This window comes from Variovorax sp. Soil_C_17 (genome assembly GCF_057657265.1).
The window spans coordinates 164,713-189,076 of record NZ_JBDGIT010000008.1 but is presented as its reverse complement, the minus strand read 5'-3'; the positions used below and the strand labels follow the sequence as shown (position 1 = coordinate 189,076).

The window sequence follows — 24,364 nt, the reverse complement described above, 5'->3', positions numbered from 1 at the left end:
CATGCGCAATCTGCTGCAGTTCACGCTCGACCTCTTCGATGGGCCGGTGCCGCCGCCGGCGCCGCCCGTGCCCGCGCCTGCAGACAGCGCCGCGCCGCCCGCGATTCCTCTGGCCGACGCGATGAGCCCGGCCAGCTTCGTCCATCCGCGCGCCACGCGCGAGCTCACGCTGGGCAACGCGCGCGTGGCCTACGAGTTCAATCGCGGCAAGCGGCGCACCATCGGCTTCATCGTCGGCGCCGAGGGGCTGACGGTGCGCGCGCCGCGCTGGGTGCCACTGCGCGACGTCGATGAGGCGGTGAAGGAAAAGGCCGACTGGATCCTGCGCAAGCTCGCCGAAACGCAGCAGCGCCATGCCAAGCTGGAGGCGGCACGCATCGAGTGGCGTGACGGGGTGAGCTTTCCCTTCCTGGGTGAGCCGGTGGTGGTGCAGCTCGATCCGCGTCACGGCTTCGAGAGCGTTGGCGCCATGCTCGACGTCGGCGCGGCCGGGAAGACGTGCGTGCTGCGCCTCGCGCTCGCGAACAACGCGGGCGCGACCCAGATCCGCGATGCCGCCCAGGCCTGGCTGATGCGGCAGGCGCGGCGCATCTTCACCGAGCGCCTGGACCACTTCGCGCCGCGCCTGGGCGTCAGCTGGCACAAGCTGACCCTGTCGAACGCCTCGACGCGCTGGGGCAGCGCCAGTGTCGACGGCGCGATCCGCCTGCACTGGCGCCTGGTGCATTTCCGTATGCCGGTGATCGACTACGTGGTCGCCCACGAACTGGCCCACCTGCGCGTGATGGACCACAGCCCGCGCTTCTGGGAAACGGTGGAGAGCGTGGTGCCGGACTATGGGGATTTGCGGCAGCAGCTCAAGGACCAGCCGGTGCCCAAATGGTGAGAGAGCGCTATCGCGCGTGCGTCACGCCTCCATCGACCACCAGCGTCGACCCCATCACATAGTCCCCCGCCCGCGAGGCCAGGTAGATCGCCGCGGCCGCCATGTCCTCCGGCTCGCCGATCCGGCCGGCCGGAATGCGGCCCTTGATCTCCTCCCCGTGGTCGCGGGCGTCCTTGTTCATGTCGGAGGCGAAGGCCCCCGGCGCGATGGCGCTGACGACGATGCGCTCCTGCGCCAGGCGCAGCGCCATGCGGCGCGTGAGCTGGATCAGGCCGGCCTTGCTCGCCGCATACGAATAGGTTTCCTGCGGATTGACCGAGATGCCGTCGATCGAGGCAATGTTGATCACTTTCGCGAGGTGGTCGGTGGCAGCCTTCTTGAGCATCGGCGTCAGCGCCTGTGTCAGGAAGAAGGGTGTCTTGAGGTTGAGGTCGACCACCTTGTCCCAGCCGCTCTCGGGGAACTCGTCGTAGGGCGCGCCCCAGGCGGCGCCGGCGTTGTTGACGAGGATGTCCAGGGTGCCTTCGTGCTTGGCATAGGCGGCGACCAGGGCCTTGGCGCCCTCGACCGTCGACACGTCGGCCGGCAGCGAGACGCAAGGGCCGAAGGCCGAGAGCTCCTTCGCCGTCCGGTCGCAGGCCTCGGCCTTGCGCGCCGAGATGTAGACGCGCGCGCCCTGCGCCAGGAAGCCTTCGGCGATCATGCGGCCGATGCCGCGCGAGCCGCCGGTGATCAGGGCCGTGCGGCCCGCGAGAGAGAAGAGTCGGGTGGTGTCCATGCGGGTTGTCTCCTGAGGTGCGAGACAAGCTTAGTGCGCATGGGCACCGTCGAGCGTCACTTAGGCGCCACTGCGTCCGACGCTTCTTCGTCCAGCGCCAGCACCACCTCCTGCAGCGTGCGCGCGAGCTTGTCGCCGTCCAGCGGCTTGTGCAGGATGCGCGCCGCCACGGTCGAGAACTCGCGGAAGCGCGTGGGCGCGGTCTCGCCGGTCACGATCACCGCCGGCAGCAACGGGCGGCGCCAGCGTACGCGCTCGATCACGTCCAGCCCGGTTTCCTCGCGCAGGCGGTAGTCCACCACCATGACGTCGGGCTCGAAGCCCTCGGCCAGCGCCTGTTCCGCCTTGGCGCCGCTCGCCACGCCCTTGACCGACCAGCCCAGCTGGTGCAGGTAGGTGCACATCGCGGACAGCACCTCGGGCTCGTCGTCCACCAGCAGCACCGCCAGGCGCGTGCCGTCGAAGGAGCGCGCCAGGGCGGTCGCGACTTCGGGATGGCTTTCGTCCATCGGGGCGGCCGGGGGGATGTGCAGGGTGAAGGTGGTGCCGCGGCCCGGCTCGCTGTCCAGTCCGATCTCGATCTTCAGCAGCTCGGCCGTGCGCCGCACGATCGCCAGGCCGAGGCCCAGGCCCTGGCTGCGGTCGCGCGAGGGATTGCCGATCTGGTAGAACTCCTCGAACACGCGCTCGCGCTCGCTCTCCGGGATGCCTGGGCCGGTGTCGCTCACCCGCACCAGCACCCGGCCGTCGGCGGCGGTTTCGGCCGACAGCGTCACGCCGCCGCGGGTGGTGAACTTGATGGCGTTGTTCACCAGGTTGCCGACGATGCGGATCAGCTGGTCGGCGTCCGTCAGTCCCCAGAGCGGCGTTTCCGGCGCCGCGACCTCGAGGAACAGCCCCTGCTGCGCCGCCAGGGCGGCGTACTCGTCGCGCGAGGCGCGCAGCACGGCGCCGATGTCGTGCGGCGCGAACCTGGCCTCGATCGTGTGAGCGTCGAGGCGCGAGATGTCCAGCAGGCCGTCGAGCAGGCCGCTGCTCTGGCGCAACGCGCTTCCAATGCCGCGGCTCACCTCCTTGAGTAGCGGATCGGGCGAGCGGCGCGCCAGGATGTCCAGCGTGGTCGCGTTGATCGACAGCGCGTGCAGCGGCTGGCGCAGGTCGTGGCTGGCGGCTGCGAAGAAGCGGGTCTTGGCCTCGCTCGCGGCGGTGGCGCGGTCGCGCTCCTGACGCACGACCTCGGACAGCAGGGCGTTGTCGTCGAGCACGTTCATGAGCTTGTGCAGCATGCGGCCCTGGTCCCGGACGGTGGCAAGGAGCATGAAATACACGAGCACGATGCCCGCCGCGAACATGTAGCCTACGGCGCCGCCGCGCCAGGCCCAGCCCCCGGCGAGGCAGCAGAAGGTGAGGGTGCAGAAGCCGACGAAGGCGCGCTGCGAGCCGGCGACCGAGGCCGCGCCGATGGTGCAGCCGGCCATCAGCACGGCAGCCACGGCCATCGGCGCGAAGTCGCCGGGCGCATGGAAGGCGAAGGGAACGATGCTGGCGGTCGACACGCCGTTGAAGTCGAAGCCGCGCAGCAGCCGCGGGAGGTACTGCAGCTGGGCCTCGGGCTCGACGCGCTCCACCGCCAGGCCCAGGCGCCAGCGATACACCATGACGGCGCCGGTCAGCACCAGCCAGAGCCACGGCCAGAGCGCCACGCCCTGGCGCCAGACGATGAAGGCCACCAGGATGTAGCCGAGGTAGTTGAGCGGCAGGCGACGCGAGTACTGCAGGATCAGCTGCAGCCGGCGCTCCAGGATGCGCCGCCCGATCCGCGCCTCGCGCGAGGCCCCGGCCAGCGGCATCGGCGCCGATGCGACGGTCTCAGTCAATGCGCACGCCCTCGCGCGAGGCCTGGTAGGCGGCTTCGGTCCTGTTGCGCACGCCCAGGGCCGTGTAGACGGCGGTGAGGTGGGCCTTGACGGTGGATTCGGCGATGTCGAGCTGGCGCGCGATCAGCTTGTTGGGAAGGCCGCGCGCGGCCGCGCGGTACACGTCCATCTGGCGCGGGGTGAGGCCGGCGAGCCGCGGGTCGTGGCCCGCCGCCGCGGTGCTTTCCACCGCCGGCGGGGGCGCCGCATTGAGCGTCTCCAGCGGCAGGAAGATGCGGCCGGCCAGCACCTGCTCCAGCGCCGCAACCATCATTTCCGAGCTGTATTTCTTGGGGATGAAGCCGGCCGCGCCCAGGTCCACGGTGTTGCGGATCATCGTGGCGTTGGTGTCGCCCGACAGCACCACGATGCGCGCCATGCAGCCGGCGTCGCGCAGGCGGCGGATCGATTCCTCGCCGTTGCAGTCGGCCAGGTGCCAGTCCAGCAGCACGAGGTCGAACTCGGCCAGTTCCACCAGCTTGATGGCATTGCTCATTTCGCCGGCGGTTTCCACGCGCAGCTCCGGCACCAGGACGCTCAGCAGGTTCTTCATGCCCTGAAGAAACATCACGTGGTCGTCGATCATCAGTACGTTCATCGGGAGCGAGTATTCATCAGAACAGCGCCGGATTGAGCGGGCTAAGACTTTGGTCGAAGCGGGTTTGTCGGGAGCGACGAGGACTCGTTCACAGGGCAAGCGAACGGGGGCTTTCGAAGGCGCGCGGCCGCCCGTCGAGCGGATCGCGAAACGCCAGCGACTTGGCCAGCAGCTGCAGCGGCCGGTCAAAGTCGTCGGCGCCCTCGGGCAGCAGCGTGGGGTAGAGGGCGTCGTCGCGGATCGGCAGGCCCAGCGCGGCGCAATGCACGCGCAGCTGGTGGCGGCGGCCGGTCACGGGCGACAGGCGCAGCCGGGCCCAGCCGTCGCGGGCCTCCAGCAGTTCGAAGCGGGTCTCGGCATTGGGCTCGCCATCCACCTCGCGCATGCGCATGAAATGCGTGTCGTCCACCAGCCGGCTGCGGCGCACGGCGGGCAGGGCCGGCGTGCCGCGCCAGGGCACGATGGCCTCGTAGTGCTTGACGACGGCGCGCTCTGCGAACAGCGCGTGGTAGGCATGGCGCGTGGCCGGCTGCACCGAGAACAGCACCACGCCGGCGGTCTCGCGGTCGATGCGGTGCAGGGGCGCGAGCTGGTCCAGGCCCAGCTTGCGCTGCAGGCGCACGAGCAGGCTCTGCTGCACGTACTTGCCGACCGGCGCCACGGTCAAAAAATGCGGCTTGTCCACCACGAGCAGGTGCTCGTCGCGAAACAGCACTGTCTCCTCGAAGGGCACGGGCCGCTCGCTGTCGAGCGAACGGTAGTAGAAGACGTGCAGCCGCGGCTGGTAGGGCCGCGTCGGCGTGACGGCGATGCCGTGCTGGTCGACCACTTCGCCTGCCCGGATGCGCGCTTCCCAGGTGGCGGGCGGGATGGCCGTGAAGCGCTGGACCAGGAATTCGGCGATGGTCGGCCAGGGGCCGGGCGGCAGCGCGACGCGGCTGGGGCCGACGCCGTCGCGGGTGGGAAGCGGCGCGGCGGCCATTGGGAGGAGGCCTCAGGCAGCGGCCAGGGCCGAGGCGATCTCGGCCAGCAGCGGGCGCCCGCCGGCGTCGGGCTGGGTGCAGCGTGCGTGGAGATCGGCCCATCGCGCCAGCGTGGCGCGCTCCGAATCGTCAGCGGGCCGGCAACGCGAGCGCAGCTCCTCCAGCAGCAGCCCGAAGGCGCGCGCCTCGATGCGCTGCAGGGCGAGCGCCTGGCCCGGTCGGTCCGGCGGCAGGAAGGAGGCCGCGCCAAAGTCGCCCAGCAGGCCGCTGCCTTCGCCGTCCCACAAGACGTTGTGGGCGTACAGATCCCCATGCAGGATGCCGTGGGCATGCAGCTGCGCGGCCGCCGAGGCGATGCCGCATGCCAGGCGCCGGGCGGTCGCCAGCGGCCAGGCGGCGTCCTCGGCATAGACGTCGCGGGTGCAGGAGTCCAGGCTGGGCGGCCCGGCCAGGTTGCGAAAGCGCGGGTCCACCAGCGCCAGCACCAGGCCGGCCATTCCTTCGGGGTGGTCCTGGACCCGGCCCTCGACGGCGATCAGGTTCGGATGCGCGCCGGCGGCGATGCAGGCAGCCATCTCGCTGTGGGGCCAGCCGTCGCTGGTCACGGCGCCTTTGAACAGCTTCACGGCCACCGGCCGAATGCTGCCGTCTTGCTGGGTCCAGTCGGCGCGGTGGATCACGCCGGAGGCGCCTTCGCCCAGTTGGTGGTGCAAGAACAGGCGCCGCCAGTCGACTGCCGCGATGGCCGCGGCTTCGACGGCGGCGGTCTCGGCCCGCTCGTCGAAGGGGTTGCCCGCGAACGCCAGCCACGCGAGGCGGGGCAGGGCGGGCAGCCAGTCGGGCAGGGCCTCGAGGCGATTGGCCGAGATGCGCAGCAGCTCCAGCGCGCGGCAGGCGGCCAGCTCGGCCGGCAGGGCCTGGAGGCGGTTGCCGGCCAGCATCAGCTTCTGCAGCCGCGTGCAGAGGCCGATGGCGGGCGGGAGCGCGTCGACCTCGTTGTCGGTCAGGATCAGCCAGCGCAGCGCAGGCGGCAGGGCTTCGGACGGGACCGTCCGGATGCGGTTGGCCTTGAAGCCGACCATGTCGAGGCTGCCGCACCGGCCCAGCGCAGCGGGCAGCTCCGTGAAGCGGTTGTTCGAGCAGAAGAGCACGCGCAAGCGGTGCAGGCGGGCGAGGTCCTCGGGCAGCGCCGACAGTGCGTTGCCGGAGAGATCGAGTTCCTCCAGCGTGTCGGCCAGCCCGAAGATTTCGGGCGGAAACTCGGTGAGGCCGCAGCGCAAGACAAGCCGCCGCGCTCCCGCCAGCTGCCCGCTGCGCAGCTGGTCCAGCGTGTTCATTGGAATACCTTCGCCTTCGCCTTCGGCTGCGGTGCAAGAGGCTTGGCAGCGGTCCGAGCTTTCATGCAAATACACCGAAGCGCCAGACGCCGTCCTCGCCTTTGCGCCGCTGCAGCTGTCCGTCGAACCACAGCAGGTGCAGGTGCGCCACGGTCTCGCCCAGGGCGAAGGTGGTCTGGTGCACGTCGAGCGCCCGCTTGAAGAGGATCGGCAGGCCCTCGGCGCCGCTCAGCGGCCGAGCGATGCCGGCCTCCAGCAGCTCGGCCAGGCGGTCGCGGTGATGGTCCTGCAGCTGCTTCACGCGCTGGTGGATGCCGGTGAAAGGCTTGCCGTGCGAAGGCAGGCCCAGCGTGTCGGCCGGCAGTGCCATGAAGCGGTCGATGCTGTCGAGGAACAGGCGCAGCGGGTTGGCCTCGGGCTCGCCCGCATGCACGCTCACGTTGGTGGAGATGCGCGGCAGCATCATGTCGCCGCCCAGCAGGGCATGGAGCTCCTCGCAATACAGCGAGATGTGCTCCGGCGCATGGCCGTAGCCGCCGATGCAGCGCCAGGCGCGCCCGCCGATGCGGATCTCGTCGCCGTCGAGCATGCGCACGAAGCGCGCCGGCACCGAGGGCACCATGTTGGCGTAGTAGTGGGTGCGCCCGCGGATGACCGCCAGCGCCTCGGCATCGGCCAGGCCGTGCGAGACGAAGAAGTCCGCCGCCGCGTCGCCGCCGGCCAGCGTGTCGCCGGTGCTGGTGAGCACGCGCGCGACGTGGTAGTCGGTCGAGCTGATCCACAGCGGCGCGTTCCAGCGCTGGCACAGCCAGTCGGCCAGGCCGATGTGGTCGGGGTGCATGTGCGTCACGATCACGCGCAGGATCGGCAGGCCCTGGAGCTCGTTCGCGAAGACCTGCTCCCATTGCGCGCGCGAGGCCTCGTGCGCGATGCAGCAGTCCACCACCGTCCAGCCCTCCACGCCGTTGATGCTGTCGCGCAGCAGCCAGAGGTTGATGTGGTCGAGCGCGAAGGGCAGTGCCATGCGAAGCCAGCGCACGCCCGGCGCCACCTCGAAGGTCCGGCCCGGGGCCGGCAACGTGTCGCCGAAGGGGTAGTGGAGTTCGCGTTCGAGCAAGTTCATGTAGGATTGACGTTAACGTAAACGTCATGGGGAAGACCCAACATTGTAGGCAGTCAGGCTCGAAGCTGCTGTCACCCGCGCATCGCGACCACACCGCATGTCCTCGCAGACCTTCACCATCGGCGAACTCGCCAGGGAATTCGACCTCACCACGCGGGCGATCCGCTTCTACGAGGACATGGGCCTGCTCGCGCCCGAGCGCGCCGGGCAGCAGCGCGTCTACACCGCGCGCGACCGGGCACGCCTGACCCTCACGCTGCGTGCCAAGCGCCTGGGCCTCAAGCTGAACGAGGCCAAGGAAATCCTCGACATGTACGACAGCCCGCGCGATACCGTGGCGCAGCTGCAGCGCTTCCTCGGCGTGCTGGGCAGCCACCGGGCCCAGCTCGAGTCGCAGCTCGAGGAACTGCAGGCGAACATCGCCGAGGTCCGTGCCCAGGAGAAGCAGGCTCGCGCAGCACTGGCGCGCGCCGGCAAGCCCAAGATCCGCTGAGCATCCACGCTTCCCATTCATCATCATCCCGGAACAACCATGGACAACACGCCCGACAACCTGGAGGATCTCTTCGCCCACAACCGCACTTGGTCGGCGCGCATGGAGCGCGATCGCCCCGGTTTCTTTACCAGCCTGGTGAAGCAGCAGACGCCCAAGTACATGTGGATCGGCTGCTCCGACAGCCGCGTGCCCGCCAACCAGATCACCGGGCTGGAGCCGGGCGAGGTGTTCGTGCATCGCAACGTCGCCAACATCGTGGTGCACTCCGACCTCAATGCGCTGTCGGCGATCCAGTTCGCGGTCGAGCGGCTCAAGGTCCAGCACATCATGGTGGTGGGTCACTACGGCTGCGCCGGTGTCAAGGCCGCGCTCGAGGGCGCGCGCATCGGCCTGGCCGACAACTGGATCCGCCACATCCAGGATGTGCGCGACCGCCATCGCGTGCTGCTCAATTCCCTGCCCGAAGACCTGCGCGCCGATGCCTTGTGCGAGCTCAACGTGACGGAGCAGGTGGTCAACGTGGCGGTCAGCACCGTCATGGAGGATGCCTGGAGCCGCGGGCAGTCGGTGGCCATCCACGGCTGGGCCTTCGGCGTTCACGACGGGCTGCTGCAGGACCTGGGCATGACGATCAACGGCATCAAGCCGGTCGAATCCTTGTACAAGGCTGCGGTGCAGCGCATCCGCTACAAGTGGAGCAAGCGGGCCGAGGAGCCCCAGACCGATGCCGACCCGGCGCCGGCCGAGCCCTGAACCCATGTTTCCGCAGCGCCTCGATTCCCCGCTCGCCTATGACATCGCCAAGGCGATGCGCGACGGCTTCGACCGCCATTACCGCCTCTTTCGTGCCGAGTCGGCGCGCGCCAAGCACCGCTTCGAGACCGCCGACTGGCACGGCCAGCAGCGGGCGCAGCGCGAGCGCATCGAGTTCTACGACCTGCGGGTGAGCGAGGCCGTGGCCCGGCTCGAAAAGGAGTTCAAGGCCGGCGAGCAACCCATGGATGTCTGGCATCAGGTCAAGCTGCACTTCATCGGCCTGTTGGTCGACCATCACCAGCCCGAGCTGGCCGAGACCTTCTTCAACTCGGTCACCACGAAGATCCTGCACCGCGCCTACTTCCAGAACGACTTCATCTTCGTGCGGCCCGCCATCAGCACCGAGTACATCGAGCCGCGCGGCGCACCCACCTACCGCGCCTACTATCCCCAGCAGCACACGCTGGCCGACACGGTGCGCCAACTTCTCGAGGACTACGCGCTGCAGGGCCGCTACGCCGACATCGGGCGCGATGCCGAGCGCGTGGCCGCCGCGATCCTCGGGCGCTTCCACCAGGTCAAGCTGCGCGCCAACTTTCAGCTGCAGGTGCTGTCGGGGCTGTTCTATCGCAACAAGGGCGCCTACGTGGTGGGCAAGATCATCAACGGCTTCCTCGAGCTGCCCTTTGCGCTGCCGATCCTGCACGACCGCGCCGGCAAGTTCTACATCGACGCGGCGCTCTTCGGCGAGGAAGACCTGCAGATGCTCTTCAGCTTCGCGCGGGCGTACTTCATGGTCGACATGGAGGTGCCATCGGCCTATGTGCAGTTCCTGCGCTCGCTGATGCCGCGCAAGCCGCGCGCCGAGATCTACAACGCCCTCGGGCTGGCCAAGCAGGGCAAGACGCTGTTCTACCGAGACTTCCTCTATCACCTGAACTACTCGACGGACCGGTTCCGCACCGCGCCCGGCATCAAGGGCATGGTGATGCTGGTGTTCGACCTGCCCTCCTTCCCCTACGTGTTCAAGCTGATCAAGGACTTTTATCCGCCGCAGAAGGACACCACGCGCGAGCAGATCAAGAGCAAGTACATGCTGGTCAAGCAGCACGACCGCGTGGGCCGCATGGCCGACACGCTGGAGTACAGCGACGTCGGCTTCCCGCTCGACCGCTTCGAGCCCGGGCTGATCGAGGAGATCAAGCAATTCGCGCCCAGCCAGCTCGAGATCGGCGACCGCGACGGCAACGGGGAGATGGAGGTGGTGCTCAAGCATGTCTACATCGAGCGCCGCATGATCCCGCTCAACATCTACCTGCAGGAGGCTTTCGACCAGCTCGAGCATCCCGAGCATGCCCACCGGGCAAGCAAGCAGCTGGAGCACGCGGTCATCGAGTACGGCAATGCCATCAAGGACATGGTTGCGGCCAACATCTTCCCCGGCGACATGCTGTGGAAGAACTTCGGCGTCACGCGCGGGGGCAAGGTGGTGTTCTACGACTACGACGAGATCGAATACCTCACCGACTGCAACTTCCGCCGCGTGCCGACGCCGGTCCACGAGGAGGACGAGTTGAGCGGCGAGGTCTGGTACTCGGTCGGTCCGAAGGACGTGTTCCCCGAAACCTTCGGTCCCTTCCTCCTCGGCAACCAGGCGGTGCGCGAAGCCTTCATGGCCCACCACGCAGACCTGCTCGACGCCGCCTTCTGGCAAAGCCACAAGGAACGCATCCAGGCCGGCCAGATGCTGGACGTCTTTCCCTACGACGAGGCGCAGCGCTTTCAGCACGATGGCCACGCGCCCTATTTTTGAACCCACTTGAAAAGGAGCATTTCATGTCCGAATCCATCGTCATCGTCGGCGCCGCCCGCACCCCCATGGGCGGCTTCCAGGGCGACTTTTCTTCCCTCGCCGCGCACGACCTGGGCGGCGTGGCCATCAAGGCGGCCGTCGAGCGCGCAGGCATCGCGCCGGACACGGTGGGCGAAGTGCTGTTCGGCAACTGCCTGATGGCCGGCCAGGGCCAGGCGCCGGCGCGCCAGGCGGCCTACAAGGGCGGCCTGCCCGACAGCGCGGGCGCGGTCACGCTCAGCAAGATGTGCGGCTCGGCCATGAAGGCCGCCATGCTCGCGCACGACCTGTTGCTGGCGGGCACGCACGAGGTGATGGTCGCCGGCGGCATGGAGAGCATGACCAACGCGCCCTACCTGATGCTCAAGGGCCGCGGCGGCTACCGCATGGGCCACGACCGCATCTTCGACCACATGATGCTCGACGGCCTGGAGGACGCCTACCAGCCCGGCCGCTCCATGGGTACCTTCGGCGAGGACTGCGCGGCCAAGTACAAGTTCACGCGCGAGCAGCAGGATGCCTTCGCGATCGCCAGCGTGGAGCGCGCCAAGGCCGCCACCACTTCGGGTGCCTTCAAGGCCGAGATCGCGCCGGTCCTGGTCAAGGGCCGCGGCGGCGACACCCTGGTCGAGATCGACGAGGGCCCGGGCAAGGTCAAGCTCGACAAGATTCCCAGCCTCAAGCCGGCTTTCAAGAAGGAAGGCGGCACCATCACCGCCGCCTCCAGCTCCTCGATCAACGACGGCGCCGCCGCACTGGTGATGATGACCGAGAGCACCGCGAAGAAGCTGGGCGCCAAGCCCATCGCGCGCATCCTCGGCCACGCCACCCACGCGCAGCAGCCCGAGTGGTTCTCGACCGCGCCGGTCGGCGCCGTGGCCAAGCTCTTCAAGAAAACCGGATGGGGCGTGAAGGACGTGGACCTGTGGGAGGTGAATGAAGCCTTCGCCGTCGTGCCGATGGCGCTGATGCACGAGCTCGACGTCTCGCACGCGGTGGTCAACGTGCACGGCGGCGCCTGTGCGCTGGGCCATCCCATCGGCGCCAGCGGCGCGCGCATCATGGTCACGCTCATCCATGCGCTTCAGCAAAAGGGCAAGAAGCGCGGCGTCGCCACCTTGTGCATCGGTGGCGGCGAGGGCACGGCGATCGCGCTCGAACTGGTCTGAAAACAGGCGGGCACGATAAGTGCAGATACGGCACCGCGAAGGCGCTGACCGTCGGCACGGGCGCCGTCGTTTCGATGCGCAACTTGCCCATGCTGGAGTCTTTTGTCTATGCCCTCACCGATCTCGCAGGCCCAGTTCAAGAAGCTTCGCCTGCTGCTCGGCCAGGGGCGCGTGGCGTCGGTCTATAGCTATCTCGCGGACCGCGGTTTCCACTATGGGTGCTGGGCTGCAGGCGATGTCGGCAGCGACACCTCCGCCCAGCCGTTCGGCGGCACGGTGCCCGGGCTGCGCCTGGAAACGGCGCAGGGCCTGAAGGCGAGCGAGCTCACGCAGATCCGGCTGGCCATGGCCTGCGGCTACCTCGACACGCTGAGCCTGCAGTTCGAGCAGGGTCCCCTGGTCACCCGCGACGTCACTGCGGAGGAAACCGCCGAATTCCATGGCGAGGTCTTTCGCCTTCATTTCCTCGGTCTCAACGACTGGTCGCTTCACATCCCCTTCGAGCAGCAGGAGAAGGCCGGTGGCCTCGAGGCGGTCGAGCGCTACTGGCAGGGCGTGCTGCGCACGTCGGCGCAGCTGAACGCAAGGGCCATTGCCCGGGCCGCCGCGGCCTTGCTGGCCGCCTGACGCAATCCCGCACGGGCTGACACTTTTTGCCGTTTTTCGGCGGCCTGTGACATTTCTTGGCCGCGCCGCATGCGGGTCGCGCAGGCCGAGCGCTCCCTAGAATGGTGGATTCCCCTACTCTTGGAGACACCCTTCATGCACTTGGCCGCTCATCGCCATGCGCTTGCCGCACTGCTCGCCGCCGCTTCCCTCAGCTCCGCAGCCTGGAGCCAAACGCGTGACGATGCGTTGTTCAGCGCCGCCACGGCCGAGCAGCCCGCGGTGGTCAAGACGCTGGAGCGGCTGGTCAACATCGAGACCGGCACCGGCGACGCCGAAGGCCTGGCCGCAGCCGGCAAGTACCTCGAGGACGAGCTCAAGGCCCTGGGCTTCACCGTCACGCGCAGCAAGTCGGCCGGCATCGTGGTCGGCGACAACATCGTCGGCAAGCTCAAGGGCAAGGGCGGCAAGAACATCCTGCTGATGGCGCACATGGACACCGTCTACCTGAAGGGCATCCTGGCCAAGGCGCCCTTCCGCGTGGAGGGCAACAAGGCCTACGGCCCCGGCATCGCCGACGACAAGGGCGGCAACGCCGTGATCCTGCATACGCTCAAGCTGCTGAAGGCGCGCGGCTTCCAGGACTTCGGCACGATCACGGTGCTCTTCAACACCGACGAGGAAAAAGGGTCCTTCGGCTCGCGCGACCTGATCCAGGAAGAGGCCAAGGCCAGCGACTACGTGCTGTCCTTCGAGCCCACCAGCGCCGAGTCCGAGAAGCTCTCGCTGGGCACTTCGGGCATTGCCTACGTGCAGGTCAACATCAAGGGCAAGGCTTCGCATGCGGGCGCGGCGCCCGAGCTCGGCGTCAACGCGCTCGTCGAGGCCTCCGACCTGGTGCTGCGCACCATGGACCTCGACGACAAGGCGAAGAACCTGCGCTTCAACTGGACCATCGCCAAGGCCGGCGCCGTCTCCAACATCATCCCCGACAGCGCCAGCCTCAACGCCGATGTGCGCTATGCGCGCAACGAAGATCTCGACGCCGCGATGAAGGCGCTGGAGGAACGCGCCCAGAAGAAGAAGCTCAAGGACGCCGAGGTCAAGGTGCTGGTCACCCGCGGGCGCCCGGCATTCAATGCGGGCGAGGGCGGCAGGAAGCTGGTCGACAAGGTCGTGGCCTATTACAAGGAGGCCGGCGGCACGCTGGGCATCGAGGAACGCACCGGCGGCGGCACCGACGCCGCCTACGCCGCGCTTTCGGGCAAGCCGGTGATCGAGAGCCTGGGCTTGCCCGGTTTCGGCTACCACAGTGATTTGGCCGAGTACGTGATGATCGACGCCATTCCGCGCCGCCTGTACATGGCCAGCAAGCTGATCATGGACCTGGGCGCTTCCAAGTAACCGCTTCAAGGAATCGCCATGCTGCTGACTCCCGACCAGGAAGCGATCCGCGATGCGGTGCGCGCCTTCGCCCAAGCCGAGCTCTGGCCGAACGCCGCGCGCTGGGACCGCGAGCACCTCTTTCCGAAGGAAGCCCACGCCGGCCTGGCGGCGCTGGGCGCCTACGGCATCTGCGTGCCGGAAGAGGACGGCGGAGCCGGCCTCGATTACCTCACGCTGGCCCTCGTGCTGGAAGAGATCGCGGCCGGCGACGGCGGCACCAGCACCGCCATCAGCGTCACCAACTGCCCGGTCAATGCGATCCTCATGCGCTACGGCAACGCACAGCAAAAGAAGAAGTGGCTGCAGCCGCTGGCGCAGGGGCAGATGCTCGGCGCCTTCTGCCTGACCGAGCCGCAGGCCGGCAGCGATGCCTCCTCGCTGCGCACCACTGCCCGCAAGGATGCGGACGGCTGGGTGATCGACGGCGTCAAGCAGTTCATCACCAGCGGCAAGAACGGCCACGTGGCGATCGTGATCGCCGTCACCGACAAGGGCGCGGGCAAGCGCGGCATGAGCGCCTTCATCGTGCCCACCGACGCGCCGGGCTACACCGTCGCGCGGCTGGAGGACAAGCTGGGCCAGCATTCCAGCGACACCGCGCAGATCAACTTCGACGCCTGCCGCATCCCGGCCGAGAACCTGATCGGCCAGGAAGGCGAGGGCTACAAGATCGCGCTCGGCGCACTGGAGGGCGGGCGCATCGGCATCGCCGCGCAGAGCGTGGGCATGGCCCGCAGCGCCTTCGATGCGGCACTGGCCTATGCCAAGGAGCGCCAGGCCTTCGGCGGCCCGATCTTCGAGCAGCAGGCCGTGGGCTTCAGACTGGCGGACTGCGCCACCCAGCTCGAGGCCGCGCGCCAGCTGATCTGGCATGCGGCCAGCCTGCGCGACGCCGGGCTGCCCTGCCTGAAGGAGGCGGCCATGGCCAAGCTGTTCGCCAGCGAGATGGCCGAGCGCGTCTGCAGCGCCGCCATCCAGACGCTCGGCGGCTACGGCTATGTCAACGACTTTCCGGTGGAGCGCATCTACCGCGACGTGCGGGTGTGCCAGATCTACGAGGGCACGTCCGACATCCAGAAGCTGCTCATCCAACGCGCGCTGGCCTGAAGCGCCGCTGCGGCTGTCATCGATACGGATGACAGACAAACGCGGCATGGCGCCGCACCATGGAGCCTTCGTTCCACCGAAGCGTCAGCCATGCTCATCGACCCCCGCGTCCCGTCCGTCCGCGCCGCAGCCCTCGCGTTGTGCGCTGCCGCCTTTGCTTCGTCCGTGAGCGCGCAGGGCGCGCCGCTGGACATCGCCACGCTGACCGCCAGCGAAGCCGCGCAGCGCCTGTGCGCCGGCTCGCTGAGCAGCGAGCAGCTGGTGACGGCCTACCTCGCCCAGGCCAAGGCCAAGCCGCAGCTCAATGCCTTCATCACACTGGACGAGGCCGGCGCCTTGAAGGCCGCGCGGGCCTCCGATGCGGCGCGCCGCCGCGGCGGCCCCTGCAAGCCGCTGGGCGGGCTGCCAGTGGCGATCAAGGACAACATCCAGGTCCAGGGCCTGCCGGCCAGCGCCGGCACGCCCGCGCTCAAGGGTTTCGTGGCGAACGCCGACGCGCCGGTGGTCGCCAAGCTGCGCGCGGCCGGCGCCGTGGTGCTGGGCAAGACCCACATGCACGAGCTGGCCTTCGGCGTCAGCGGCTACAACCCGGCCTTCCAGACCGGGCCCGACGTGGGCGTGCGCAATGCCTACGATGCGACGCGCGTCGCCGGCGGCTCCTCCTCGGGCAACGGCGCTGCGCTGGGTGCGCGCATGGCGCCCGCCGCGCTCGGCACCGACACCGGCGGCTCGGTGCGCATTCCCTGCGCCTTCAACGGCTGCGCCGCGCTGCGTCCCACCGTGGGGCGCTATTCGCAGCAGGGCATCGTGCCGATCTCGCACACGCGCGACACGGCCGGGCCGATGGCGCTCTCGGTGGCCGACCTGGCGCTGCTGGACAGCGTCATCGCCGGCGGCGCGCCGGTGGTGCCGGCCGATCTCAAGCGCGTGCGGCTGGGCGTCGCCAAGGGCTTCCACGCCAACCTCGACGAGGACACCCGCGCGGCCACCGATGCGGCGTTGGCCAAGCTGCGCAGCGCGGGCGTCACGCTGGTCGATGTGGAGATGCCGGCGCTGGCCGAGCTCAATGGTGCCGTCAGCTTCCCCGTCGCGCTCTACGAGATCCACGACGACCTCGCGGCCTACCTGCAGAAGTACCGCGCCGGGGTCGACATCCGCCAGGTGGCCGCGGGCATCGCCAGCCCCGACGTCAAGGGCACCTTCGACGGCCTGGTGCTGCCGCGCAAGCTGCCGGCGGCGCAAGGCGTGGTCGATGCCAGGCCGGCCTATGACGACGCGATGCGCAAGGCCAGGCCGGCACTGCAGAAGCTCTACCGCGACACCTTCAAGAAGCACCGGCTCGACGCGCTGGTTTTCCCCACCGTGCCGCGCGTGGCGCTGGCCGCCACGCCCGAGTCCAGCAGCATCGAGAACTTCGGCCTGCTGATCCAGAACACGGACCCCGGCAGCAACGCCGGCATCCCGGGGCTGCAACTCCCCGCCGGTCTGGGCGCCGCGAGCGGCCTGCCCGTGGGGCTGGAGCTCGACGGGCCGGCCGGCAGCGATCGCCGGCTGCTGGCGGTGGGGCTGGCGGTCGAAGGGGTGCTGGGGCGGCTGCCTGCACCGGCCAGGTAAGGCGGCGGCTCAACGCCCCGGCGCCCACGCCGCCAGCGCCGAGCGCCGCTCGATGCCCAGCTTGGCGAAGATGCGCCGCAGGTAGGTGCGCACGGTCGGCACGCCGACGCCGGTGCGCCGGGCGATTTCCTTGTCGGTCAGCCCTTCGCACACCGCGCGCGCGACCTGCTGCTCGCGCCCGCTCAGGCTGGCCCAGGCCGCCTCGCGCGCGGCGGCGGGCGAAGCCTTTCGCCGGGCGCGCTGCAGGGCGCCGACGAAGGCCGGCTCGATCAGGTCCAGCAGCGCCGTTTCATGCGCGCCGAAGTCGCCACGCTCCCGCCGCCGCCAGATCCGCAGGTCGCCCAGCGCGCGCTCGCCGTCGAAGGCATGCAGGTTCATGCCCCAGTGCAGCCCGTCGCGCGACAGGAAGTCGTTGAAGAAGGCGGTGCGCATCAGTGCGCGCTGCGGCATCACCTCGGTCACGCGGGTGGCACGGCGGCGCGATTGCAGCACGAAGGTGATGGGGTCGTGGTGCTGGTGCCACTGCGCATAGCGGTCGAGGTTGCTGACCTCCATGTTGAGCGCGACCCGCTCGCCGAAAGTGCCGCTTTCCGCGTCCCACACGAAGGAGGCGAACTGGTCCGCCCGCAGCAGGTCCAGCAATGCCCAGCCGATGCGCTCGCGGATCTCGCGCTCGCCCTGGTCCTCCCCGAGCAGCGCCAAGATGTCGCGCAGCGCCTGCTGTTCCGAAGCCTTCAAGTACATGGCCGTTCTCCTCGTCCTTGCTGGAGCCTAGGGCGCGAGCAAGCAACGCGCCATCGGGGCGATTCAGGGGTTGCACAATGCGCGCAGCTGCAGAAGCCCTCATGTCCAGACCCGCACCCGATCCCTGCCCCTGCGGCCGCCGCGACCGCCGCGGCGCCGTGCTGGCCTATGGCGGCTGCTGTGGCCGCTACCTGGACGACTTCGCGCACACGCCCGCGCCCGACGCCGAAACGCTGATGCGCTCGCGCTACACCGCCTTCGTGCGCGAGCGTGCGGACTACCTGCTGGCGACCTGGCATGCCTCGCATCGACCGGAGCGCCTGGACTTCGAGCCCGGCGCGAAATGGCTGGGCCTGGAGGTGCGCGCCCATGTCTTGACCGATGACGAGCATGCCGAAGTCGACTTCGTGGCCCGCCAGCGCGGCCGCTCGGGCGCCGCCACCCGTCTGGCGGAGCGCAGCCGCTTCGTGCGCGAGCAAGGGGAAGGCGGCCTCCTCCGTTGGTACTACCTCGACGGGGTGATGCGCTGAATCGGCGCCGCGCTTCCAATACTCGGACTGTCGGATCACGCCTGGCTTGCTTGCTACGGATTCAATAGCAAGGCGGCGCATTGTGCGCGAATCGGAGACAGTCCGATTCCTTTTGGCTACTTTATCCGCGCCGTCTCGGGCCCCACACTCCTTCCAGTCTCAGAGAAATACCGCACCGAGGGCACCATGGCGACGAAGTACAGCACGATCAACATCCCGACCGCATCCCGTTGGATCGGCGCGATGCTGGCCGCGCCCATCGCCGCCCTTGCCCTCTGGCTCGCTGCGCCGGCTGCCCACGCCGACGAACTCACGGTCACCCCTTTCTCCAGCGCCCGCGGTGCCCAGGCGCCCCAGCCCTGGCGCTTCACCAGCCTGCCCAACAAGACGCCCACCCGCTTCGAGGTGGTGCAGGAGGGCGCGCAGAAGGTGCTGAAGGTCGCGGCCGACCAGTCCTACGGCAACCTCGTGCATGCCACCCGCGTGCCGCTCAACGCCTCCACCACGCTGGCCTGGCGCTGGCGCGTCGACACCTTCGTGGAGGACGCCAACCTGCGCACACGGGCCGGCGACGATGGCGCCGCCAAGCTCTGCGTCTTCTTCGATTTTCCGGCCGAGCGCCTGTCCTTCGGCGAACGCACTCGCCTGGCGCTGGCGCGCCGCACCACCGGCGAAGAGGTTCCCAGCGAAGCGCTGTGCTACGTGTGGGACAAGAAGGAGGCCAAGGGCACCGCGCTCGTCAACGCCTTTACCCAGCGCATGCGCATGGTGGTGCTCGAGTCCGGCCCCGCGGCCGACAGGTCTGCCTTCGTGAGCGAGCGCCGCAGCCTGCTGGCCGACTACAAGCGCGCCTTCGGCGACGAGGCCGGCGACGCGCTGCCCGACGTGGTCGCGGTTGCGGTCTCGGCCGACGCGGACAACACCCAGGGCCATGGCCTGGCCTATTTCACGGACATCGACCTGCGCAGCTTCGCGACGACCCGCAGCGCCGGGTTCGGCCCACCGCCGGCGCGCGCCGGCTCGGCGGAATAGCGATGAACGATCTCGTCGCGCTCCTCTCCGCACAGGGCGCTGCCGTGGTCTTCCTGGCCACGCTGGCGACCCGCCTGGGCGCGCCGGTGCCGGCTGCGCCCTTCCTCGTCGTGGCCGGCGGGCTTGCCGTCGGTGGCCAGCTGTCCTTCGCCGCCGTGCTGCTGGCCGCCGTGCTCGGCAACATCCTCGGCGACGGCGCGTGGTTCCTGGCCGGGCGCCGCTGGGGCTACCGCGTGATGCGCTTCCTCTGCCGCATCTCGCTGTCGGCCGACACCTGCGTGCGCCGCAGCGAGTCCATCCTCGGCCGCTGGGGCGGCCTGTCGCTGATCGCGGCCAAGTTCGTGCCCGGCGTCTCGGTGGTGGCGCCGCCGATGGCCGGCGCACTGGGCATGTCGAACACGCGCTTCATGGCCTACGAGACGGTGGCGGCGCTGATCTGGGCGCTGGGTTTCCTGGCGCTCGGCGGGCTGTTTCATGGCGCCATCCAGGACGTGCTGGCGGTGATGTCCAGCGTCGGCCTGACGGCCACGCTGGTCGGCATGCTGCTGCTGGCCGCCTTCGTTGCCTGGCGCTACCGCGAACGCCGCATCGCCCGGCAGCTCGAGGACATCGAGCACGTCGAGGTCGCTGCGCTGCGCGAGGCCCTGGCGGTTGGCGCGCGCCTCATGGTGGTCGACCTGCGCTCGGCCGAAACACGCAAGATCGACGACCGGGCCGTGCCGGGCGCCGTCGGCATCACCTATGGTGAACTGGACGATCGCCTGGCCGAGCTGCAGTCCGCGCGCGAGCTGGTGGTGTTCTGCGACTGCCCGAACGACGAAACTGCCATCGCCGCCGCGCGACTGCTGGCCAAGGCCGGCCTGCCGCGCGTGCGCGTGCTGGCCGGCGGCATCGCCGCCTGGGCCGCTGCCGAAGCGCTGGATTCCGAGCCGGCCGGGCTCGACGCCGAGGTGCCGCGGGACGTTGCCGCGCATGCCGCTTGATCCTCTTTCCGGTGCGGGCCTAGAATCGGTCCCGCTCCGGGGTGCACGCGCGATGCGTGCTGAGATGGCCAAGCGGCCGAACCCGCGAACTTGATCTGGTTCATACCAGCGTAAGAAGAGCTGCGACTCCCCGGCCACGGAACCCTCCCGATTCCGCCGTGCCGATCCGGAGCGATCGCGGAGCACCCATCCAACCGAAGGAGTGCCCCGCATGAATGCCCCTGACAAGTTCGCCTCGCTGCTCACGCTGACGCGCGAGCCTTTCCCCGCTTCCACCAAAAGCGCCATCGCGAGTCCGCGACGGCCCGACATCCAGGTGCCGGTGCGCGACGTGCGCCTGACCAACGGCGAGACCGTCTCGCTCTACGACACCTCGGGCCCCTACAGCGACCCGTCGGCCGACATCGACGTGCGCCGCGGCCTGCCCAGCGTTCGCGGTGCCTGGATTGCCGAGCGCAACGACACCGAGGCTTACATCGGCCGCAGCCGCCAGATGCTCGACGACGGCGCCACCCATGCCGACCGCGATGCCCAGAAGCTCGCCGAGCTGCGCGCCGCCGCCGCGGGCCTGCAGCGCCAGCCGCGCCGCGCCTTGCCCGGCCGCAACGTGAGCCAGATGCATTACGCGCGCCGCGGCATCGTCACGCCCGAAATGGAGTACGTGGCGCTGCGCGAGAACGGCAAGCGCGAATGGATGGCCGAGTACATGGCCGATGCCGCGCGCGAGAAGCGCCTTGCCGGCAACCCGATGGGCGCGCAGATCCCCAAGCTCATCACGCCCGAGTTCGTGCGCGACGAGGTGGCGCGCGGCCGCGCCATCATCCCGGCCAGCATCAACCACCCCGAAGTGGAGCCGATGGCGATCGGGCGCAACTTCCTGGTGAAGATCAACGCCAACATCGGCAACTCGGCCGTCACCTCCAGCATCGAGGAAGAGGTGGAAAAGCTGGTGTGGGCGATCCGCTGGGGCGCCGACAACGTGATGGATCTTTCCACCGGCCGCAACATCCACACCACGCGCGACTGGATCGTGCGCAACAGCCCGGTGCCGATCGGCACGGTGCCGATCTACCAGGCGCTGGAGAAGGTCGGTGGCGTGGCGGAAGACCTCACCTGGGAGATCTACCGCGACACGCTGATCGAGCAGGCCGAGCAGGGCGTGGACTACTTCACCATCCATGCCGGGCTGCGCCTGCCCTTCATCCATCTCACCGCCGACCGCCGCACCGGCATCGTCTCGCGCGGCGGCTCGATCATGGCCAAGTGGTGCATCGCGCATCACCGGGAGAGCTTCCTCTACACGCACTTCGAGGACATCTGCGAGATCATGAAGGCCTACGACGTGAGCTTCTCGCTCGGCGACGGCCTGCGCCCCGGCTGCGCGGCCGACGCCAATGACGAGGCCCAGTTCGCCGAGCTGCGCACGCTGGGCGAGCTCACGCAGATCGCCTGGAAGCACGACGTCCAGACCATGATCGAAGGTCCCGGCCATGTGCCCATGCACATGATCCAGGCCAACATGGACGAGCAGCTCAAGCACTGCCACGAGGCGCCCTTCTACACGCTGGGTCCGCTGACCATCGACATCGCGCCGGGCTACGACCACATCGCCAGCGCGATCGGCGCCGCGATGATCGGCTGGGCCGGCACGGCGATGCTGTGCTACGTCACGCCCAAGGAGCACCTGGGCCTGCCCGACCGCGAGGACGTGAAGCAGGGGATCATCGCGTACAAGATCGCGGCCCATGCCGCCGACGTGGCCAAGGGCCATCCGGGGGCGCGGGCGCGCGACGACGCGCTGTCCAAGGCCCGCTTCGAGTTCCGGTGGCAGGACCAGTTCAACCTCGGCCTGGACCCCGACACCGCACGCGAATTCCACGACGAGACCCTGCCCAAGGACTCCAGCAAGGTGGCGCATTTCTGCTCCATGTGCGGCCCGAAGTTCTGCTCGATGAAGATCACGCAGGAAGTGCGCGAGTACGCGGCCGCGCGCGGACTGGCCGCGGAAGAGGCGGTGGTCGACGGCATGGCGGGCAAGTCGGCCGAGTTCAAGGCGGCGGGCGGGGAGATGTACATCCCGATCCAGCCGAGCTGAAGCCGGGCCGCCCCGAGGCGGCCTGCGCCCCCTGGGGGGCAGCGAGTACACGAAGTGACAGGGCACAGGGGCGTATTGCTTACGATCGCCCCATGCCTTCCATTCCCTTCGATGCCGTCCTCTTCGACTGCGACGGCGTGCTCGTCGACTCCGAACCCATCACCAACCGCGTGCTCGCCGAGATGCTCGGCGAGCTCGGCTGGCAGCTCACGCTGCAGGAGGCGATGCGCACCTTCACCGGCAAGGCCGTCAAGGACGAGACCGCGCTGATCGAGACCATGACCGGCTTCACCGTCACCCCCGACTGGCTGGCCGAGTTCCGGGAGCGGCGCAATGCGGCGCTGGACCGCGAGCTGGTCGAGATCGCCGGCGCGCCCGCCGCGGTGCGCAGCCTGCACGCGAGCACCGCCGGCCGCATCGCCTGCGCCTCGGGCGCCGACCGGTACAAGGTCCGGCTGCAGCTCGACAAGATCGGCCTGCTCGACGCCTTCGAGGACCGCATCTTCAGCGGCCACGAAACGCCGCGCTCCAAACCGGCGCCCGACGTCTACCTGGCCGCGGCCGCGGCCCTGGGCGTGGACCCGGCGCGCTGCGCGGTGGTGGAGGACACGGTGACCGGCGCCACGGCCGGCGTCGCGGCCGGCGCCACCGTGTTCGGCTACAGCCCCTCCGACCTGGGCCACAGCGGGCCCGAGGCGCTGCGCGCAGTGGGGGTGGCCCATGTGTTCAGCGACATGGCGGAGTTGCCGGCGCTGCTGGCGGCGTGGGGCGGCGCTTCGATGTGAGGCAGGAGGGACGGCGCTGCTGCTTCCTGTCCGCTCGCCAGGGGTACGTCCGCTGCCCCACCCCGATCCTTCCCCGGAGGCGAGGGCGCAAGGCGGAATTCAGTCGCGACGCTGGGTCGCGGCCTTGGCCAGCGCCGTGAGCGATTCGGTCATGGCCTGAGCGCGTGCGGACCAGAAGCGGGCGATGAGCTGGCCGGCGTTCTTTTCGACGTTCGGGTGGGTACACGAGCGCCCCGAAGTGGCGGCGAACTCGATCAGCGCCGCGTATTCGGAAGTGTCGGTGTCGGGAATGTGCATGCCTCGATCCTAGGGCGGGAAAGCGCGCCGGGCACCCTCAGAAGGAGGGACGGTCGCAGCAGCGCCGAACTTTGTCACGAATTGTCCTCGCCGGGCAAGCCGTGCGTGGCGACTGTTGCGCCTGCGCGCCGGAATGCGCCGGGCGTCACGCCCGCCCAGGCCCGGAAGGCCCGCGAAAAGCTTTTCTCATTGCGAAAGCCCACTGCCAGCGCGATCTTCTTGATCGGCCGCTCGGTGCGGCGCAATTGCTCGGCCGCCTGCTCGTGGCGCACCGCGTCCTTGAGCTGTTGCAGCGAGACGCCTTCCTCCAGCAGCTGGCGGTGCAGCGTGCGGGCCGAGACGTTCAGGACCTGCGCCAGCGACTCGGCCGTCGCAGCCTGCCGGCCCGTGGCGCGCAGCAGCTCGCGCACCCGCTGGCCCAGCAGCCGGTCGCGCCGGTACTGCAGCACCGTCAGCGGCAGGGCGCGTCGCAGCATCGTCCGCAGCGCCTGCTCGTCGCGCCGCAGCGGCAGCGCCAGGTAGCGCTCGTCGAAGCTGTAGCTGGCCGCCTCGGCACCGAAGTGCAGCTCGCCACCGAACATCAGCGGATACGCATCGCGATGCGGCGGCGCCTCGAAGGGAAAGCGGGCCGCGCGCAGCGACACCCGCGAATCGATGGCCCAGGAGGCATAGCCGTGCAGGAAGCGAAGGTTGGAAACCAGGCAGAACTCGCGCAGCGCGCCGAGCGCCACCTGCTCGCGGATCGAGACGGTGGCCACGCCGTTCGCCACCTTGAGATCGATGCCGATGTCCTCGGTCAGCAGCCGGTGGTGGCGGCACCAGCGCCGGATCGCCACGCCGAGGTCGGGCGAGCTCAGCGAGGCGCGGCACAGCATGCCGTAGGTGCCCCATGGAAGGCGGCGGCTGAACCAGCCCAGCGCCTCGTCGTCGAGCTCCTGCATCGCGTAGCCCGACAGCGTCTCGAATTGGGCCGCGGTCACGCGGGCCTGCACCTTTTCCAGGTCTTGCGGCGCAATCTGTGCCTGCGCCAGGGCCCGGGAAGGGTCCTTTCCGTAGCGCTCGTAACCCAGCACGATCGCTCGGACGAAGGCCATCGGCGTGGCGGCGCGGCCGGCGGGCTTGAGGGGCGAGGAGCTCATTGGAACGGCGCGAAGCAGATGGCGCAATATGCAACCATTGTGACGCCAATTGCAACGGAGGCGGGCGTAAGCTGCGACTGCCCGCGCGGGAT

The 24,364-nt window shown here is 69.3% G+C and carries 23 protein-coding genes and 1 riboswitch; of the genes, 14 read left to right on the top strand and 9 right to left on the bottom strand.

The window, feature by feature from the left end:
* The first annotated feature begins 1 nt into the window (after window position 1).
* On the top strand, window positions 2-886 hold the full coding sequence (locus tag AC3A6Y_RS28390) for a M48 family metallopeptidase (RefSeq protein WP_487871571.1): 885 nt from the start codon (window positions 2-4) through the stop codon (window positions 884-886).
* A 7-nt stretch (window positions 887-893) separates the two neighbouring features.
* Here AC3A6Y_RS28390 and AC3A6Y_RS28385 read toward each other — a convergent pair whose 3' ends face one another.
* The 6 genes from AC3A6Y_RS28385 to AC3A6Y_RS28360 all read right to left on the bottom strand — a co-directional run bounded on the left by AC3A6Y_RS28385 (window position 894) and on the right by AC3A6Y_RS28360 (window position 7,621).
* Window positions 894-1,664, bottom strand: a complete 771-nt coding sequence (locus AC3A6Y_RS28385; protein WP_106557666.1) for an SDR family oxidoreductase — start codon at window positions 1,662-1,664, stop codon at window positions 894-896.
* Window positions 1,665-1,720: 56 nt separating this feature from the next.
* On the bottom strand, window positions 1,721-3,541 hold the full coding sequence (locus tag AC3A6Y_RS28380; protein ID WP_487871570.1) for a hybrid sensor histidine kinase/response regulator: 1,821 nt from the start codon (window positions 3,539-3,541) through the stop codon (window positions 1,721-1,723).
* The gene (locus AC3A6Y_RS28375) at window positions 3,534-4,178 is read right to left on the bottom strand and encodes a response regulator (protein WP_106557668.1); all 645 of its coding nucleotides are present in this window, start codon (window positions 4,176-4,178) and stop codon (window positions 3,534-3,536) included. Before AC3A6Y_RS28375 ends, AC3A6Y_RS28380 begins: the two co-directional genes overlap by 8 nt.
* A gap of 88 nt (window positions 4,179-4,266) precedes the next feature.
* Window positions 4,267-5,160 carry a pseudouridine synthase gene (locus AC3A6Y_RS28370; RefSeq protein WP_487871569.1) on the bottom strand — a complete coding sequence of 298 codons (894 nt, stop codon included), beginning with the start codon at window positions 5,158-5,160 and terminating at the stop codon, window positions 4,267-4,269.
* A 12-nt stretch (window positions 5,161-5,172) separates the two neighbouring features.
* Complete coding sequence (locus AC3A6Y_RS28365) at window positions 5,173-6,498, bottom strand: leucine-rich repeat-containing protein kinase family protein (protein WP_487871568.1); 1,326 nt, start codon at window positions 6,496-6,498, stop codon at window positions 5,173-5,175.
* A gap of 61 nt (window positions 6,499-6,559) precedes the next feature.
* Complete coding sequence (locus tag AC3A6Y_RS28360) at window positions 6,560-7,621, bottom strand: MBL fold metallo-hydrolase (protein WP_487871567.1); 1,062 nt, start codon at window positions 7,619-7,621, stop codon at window positions 6,560-6,562.
* Window positions 7,622-7,718: 97 nt separating this feature from the next.
* On the opposite strand from AC3A6Y_RS28360, the gene AC3A6Y_RS28355 reads away from it, so the two are divergent.
* The 8 genes from AC3A6Y_RS28355 (at window position 7,719) to iaaH (ending at window position 16,667) form a co-directional block, all read left to right on the top strand.
* Window positions 7,719-8,114, top strand: a complete 396-nt coding sequence (locus tag AC3A6Y_RS28355) for a MerR family transcriptional regulator (RefSeq protein WP_487871566.1) — start codon at window positions 7,719-7,721, stop codon at window positions 8,112-8,114.
* Window positions 8,115-8,153: 39 nt separating this feature from the next.
* On the top strand, window positions 8,154-8,870 hold the full coding sequence (can, locus tag AC3A6Y_RS28350) for a carbonate dehydratase (RefSeq protein WP_487871565.1): 717 nt from the start codon (window positions 8,154-8,156) through the stop codon (window positions 8,868-8,870).
* Window positions 8,871-8,874: 4 nt separating this feature from the next.
* Window positions 8,875-10,686 carry a bifunctional isocitrate dehydrogenase kinase/phosphatase gene (aceK, locus tag AC3A6Y_RS28345; RefSeq protein ID WP_487871564.1) on the top strand — a complete coding sequence of 604 codons (1,812 nt, stop codon included), beginning with the start codon at window positions 8,875-8,877 and terminating at the stop codon, window positions 10,684-10,686.
* A gap of 23 nt (window positions 10,687-10,709) precedes the next feature.
* Window positions 10,710-11,894 carry an acetyl-CoA C-acyltransferase gene (locus tag AC3A6Y_RS28340; protein ID WP_487844361.1) on the top strand — a complete coding sequence of 395 codons (1,185 nt, stop codon included), beginning with the start codon at window positions 10,710-10,712 and terminating at the stop codon, window positions 11,892-11,894.
* A 108-nt stretch (window positions 11,895-12,002) separates the two neighbouring features.
* Window positions 12,003-12,521 carry a hypothetical protein gene (locus AC3A6Y_RS28335; protein ID WP_487871563.1) on the top strand — a complete coding sequence of 173 codons (519 nt, stop codon included), beginning with the start codon at window positions 12,003-12,005 and terminating at the stop codon, window positions 12,519-12,521.
* 135 nt (window positions 12,522-12,656) lie between these two features.
* The gene (locus AC3A6Y_RS28330) at window positions 12,657-13,904 is read left to right on the top strand and encodes a glutamate carboxypeptidase (protein ID WP_487871562.1); all 1,248 of its coding nucleotides are present in this window, start codon (window positions 12,657-12,659) and stop codon (window positions 13,902-13,904) included.
* A gap of 18 nt (window positions 13,905-13,922) precedes the next feature.
* A complete protein-coding gene (locus tag AC3A6Y_RS28325) occupies window positions 13,923-15,053 on the top strand; it encodes an acyl-CoA dehydrogenase family protein (RefSeq protein WP_487871561.1) in 1,131 nt (376 codons plus the stop codon).
* A gap of 90 nt (window positions 15,054-15,143) precedes the next feature.
* A complete protein-coding gene (gene iaaH / locus AC3A6Y_RS28320; protein WP_487871560.1) occupies window positions 15,144-16,667 on the top strand; it encodes an indoleacetamide hydrolase in 1,524 nt (507 codons plus the stop codon).
* 9 nt (window positions 16,668-16,676) lie between these two features.
* On the opposite strand, the gene AC3A6Y_RS28315 is transcribed toward iaaH, so the two are convergent.
* Window positions 16,677-17,411 carry a helix-turn-helix transcriptional regulator gene (locus tag AC3A6Y_RS28315; protein WP_487871559.1) on the bottom strand — a complete coding sequence of 245 codons (735 nt, stop codon included), beginning with the start codon at window positions 17,409-17,411 and terminating at the stop codon, window positions 16,677-16,679.
* 101 nt (window positions 17,412-17,512) lie between these two features.
* On the opposite strand from AC3A6Y_RS28315, the gene AC3A6Y_RS28310 reads away from it, so the two are divergent.
* The 5 genes from AC3A6Y_RS28310 (at window position 17,513) to AC3A6Y_RS28290 (ending at window position 22,836) form a co-directional block, all read left to right on the top strand.
* The gene (locus AC3A6Y_RS28310; RefSeq protein ID WP_487871558.1) at window positions 17,513-17,941 is read left to right on the top strand and encodes a YchJ family protein; all 429 of its coding nucleotides are present in this window, start codon (window positions 17,513-17,515) and stop codon (window positions 17,939-17,941) included.
* A 186-nt stretch (window positions 17,942-18,127) separates the two neighbouring features.
* Window positions 18,128-18,973, top strand: coding sequence for a DUF3047 domain-containing protein (locus AC3A6Y_RS28305; RefSeq protein WP_487871557.1), 846 nt, complete (start codon window positions 18,128-18,130; stop codon window positions 18,971-18,973).
* A 2-nt stretch (window positions 18,974-18,975) separates the two neighbouring features.
* A complete protein-coding gene (locus AC3A6Y_RS28300; RefSeq protein ID WP_487871556.1) occupies window positions 18,976-19,956 on the top strand; it encodes a VTT domain-containing protein in 981 nt (326 codons plus the stop codon).
* Between the two features lie 27 nt (window positions 19,957-19,983).
* A riboswitch (TPP riboswitch) is annotated at window positions 19,984-20,090 on the top strand.
* Window positions 20,091-20,167: 77 nt separating this feature from the next.
* Window positions 20,168-22,051, top strand: a complete 1,884-nt coding sequence (thiC, locus tag AC3A6Y_RS28295) for a phosphomethylpyrimidine synthase ThiC (protein ID WP_487871555.1) — start codon at window positions 20,168-20,170, stop codon at window positions 22,049-22,051.
* 92 nt (window positions 22,052-22,143) lie between these two features.
* Window positions 22,144-22,836: an HAD family hydrolase gene (locus tag AC3A6Y_RS28290; RefSeq protein WP_487871554.1), complete on the top strand. Its 693-nt coding sequence runs from the start codon at window positions 22,144-22,146 to the stop codon at window positions 22,834-22,836.
* Between the two features lie 99 nt (window positions 22,837-22,935).
* On the opposite strand, the gene AC3A6Y_RS28285 is transcribed toward AC3A6Y_RS28290, so the two are convergent.
* Window positions 22,936-23,133 (bottom strand): hypothetical protein, encoded by a 198-nt coding sequence (locus tag AC3A6Y_RS28285; RefSeq protein ID WP_487871553.1) that lies wholly within the window; start codon window positions 23,131-23,133, stop codon window positions 22,936-22,938.
* A gap of 74 nt (window positions 23,134-23,207) precedes the next feature.
* Entirely contained in the window at window positions 23,208-24,272 is a 1,065-nt protein-coding gene (locus AC3A6Y_RS28280) for an AraC family transcriptional regulator (protein ID WP_487871552.1), read from the bottom strand.
* Window positions 24,273-24,364 lie beyond the last annotated feature (92 nt).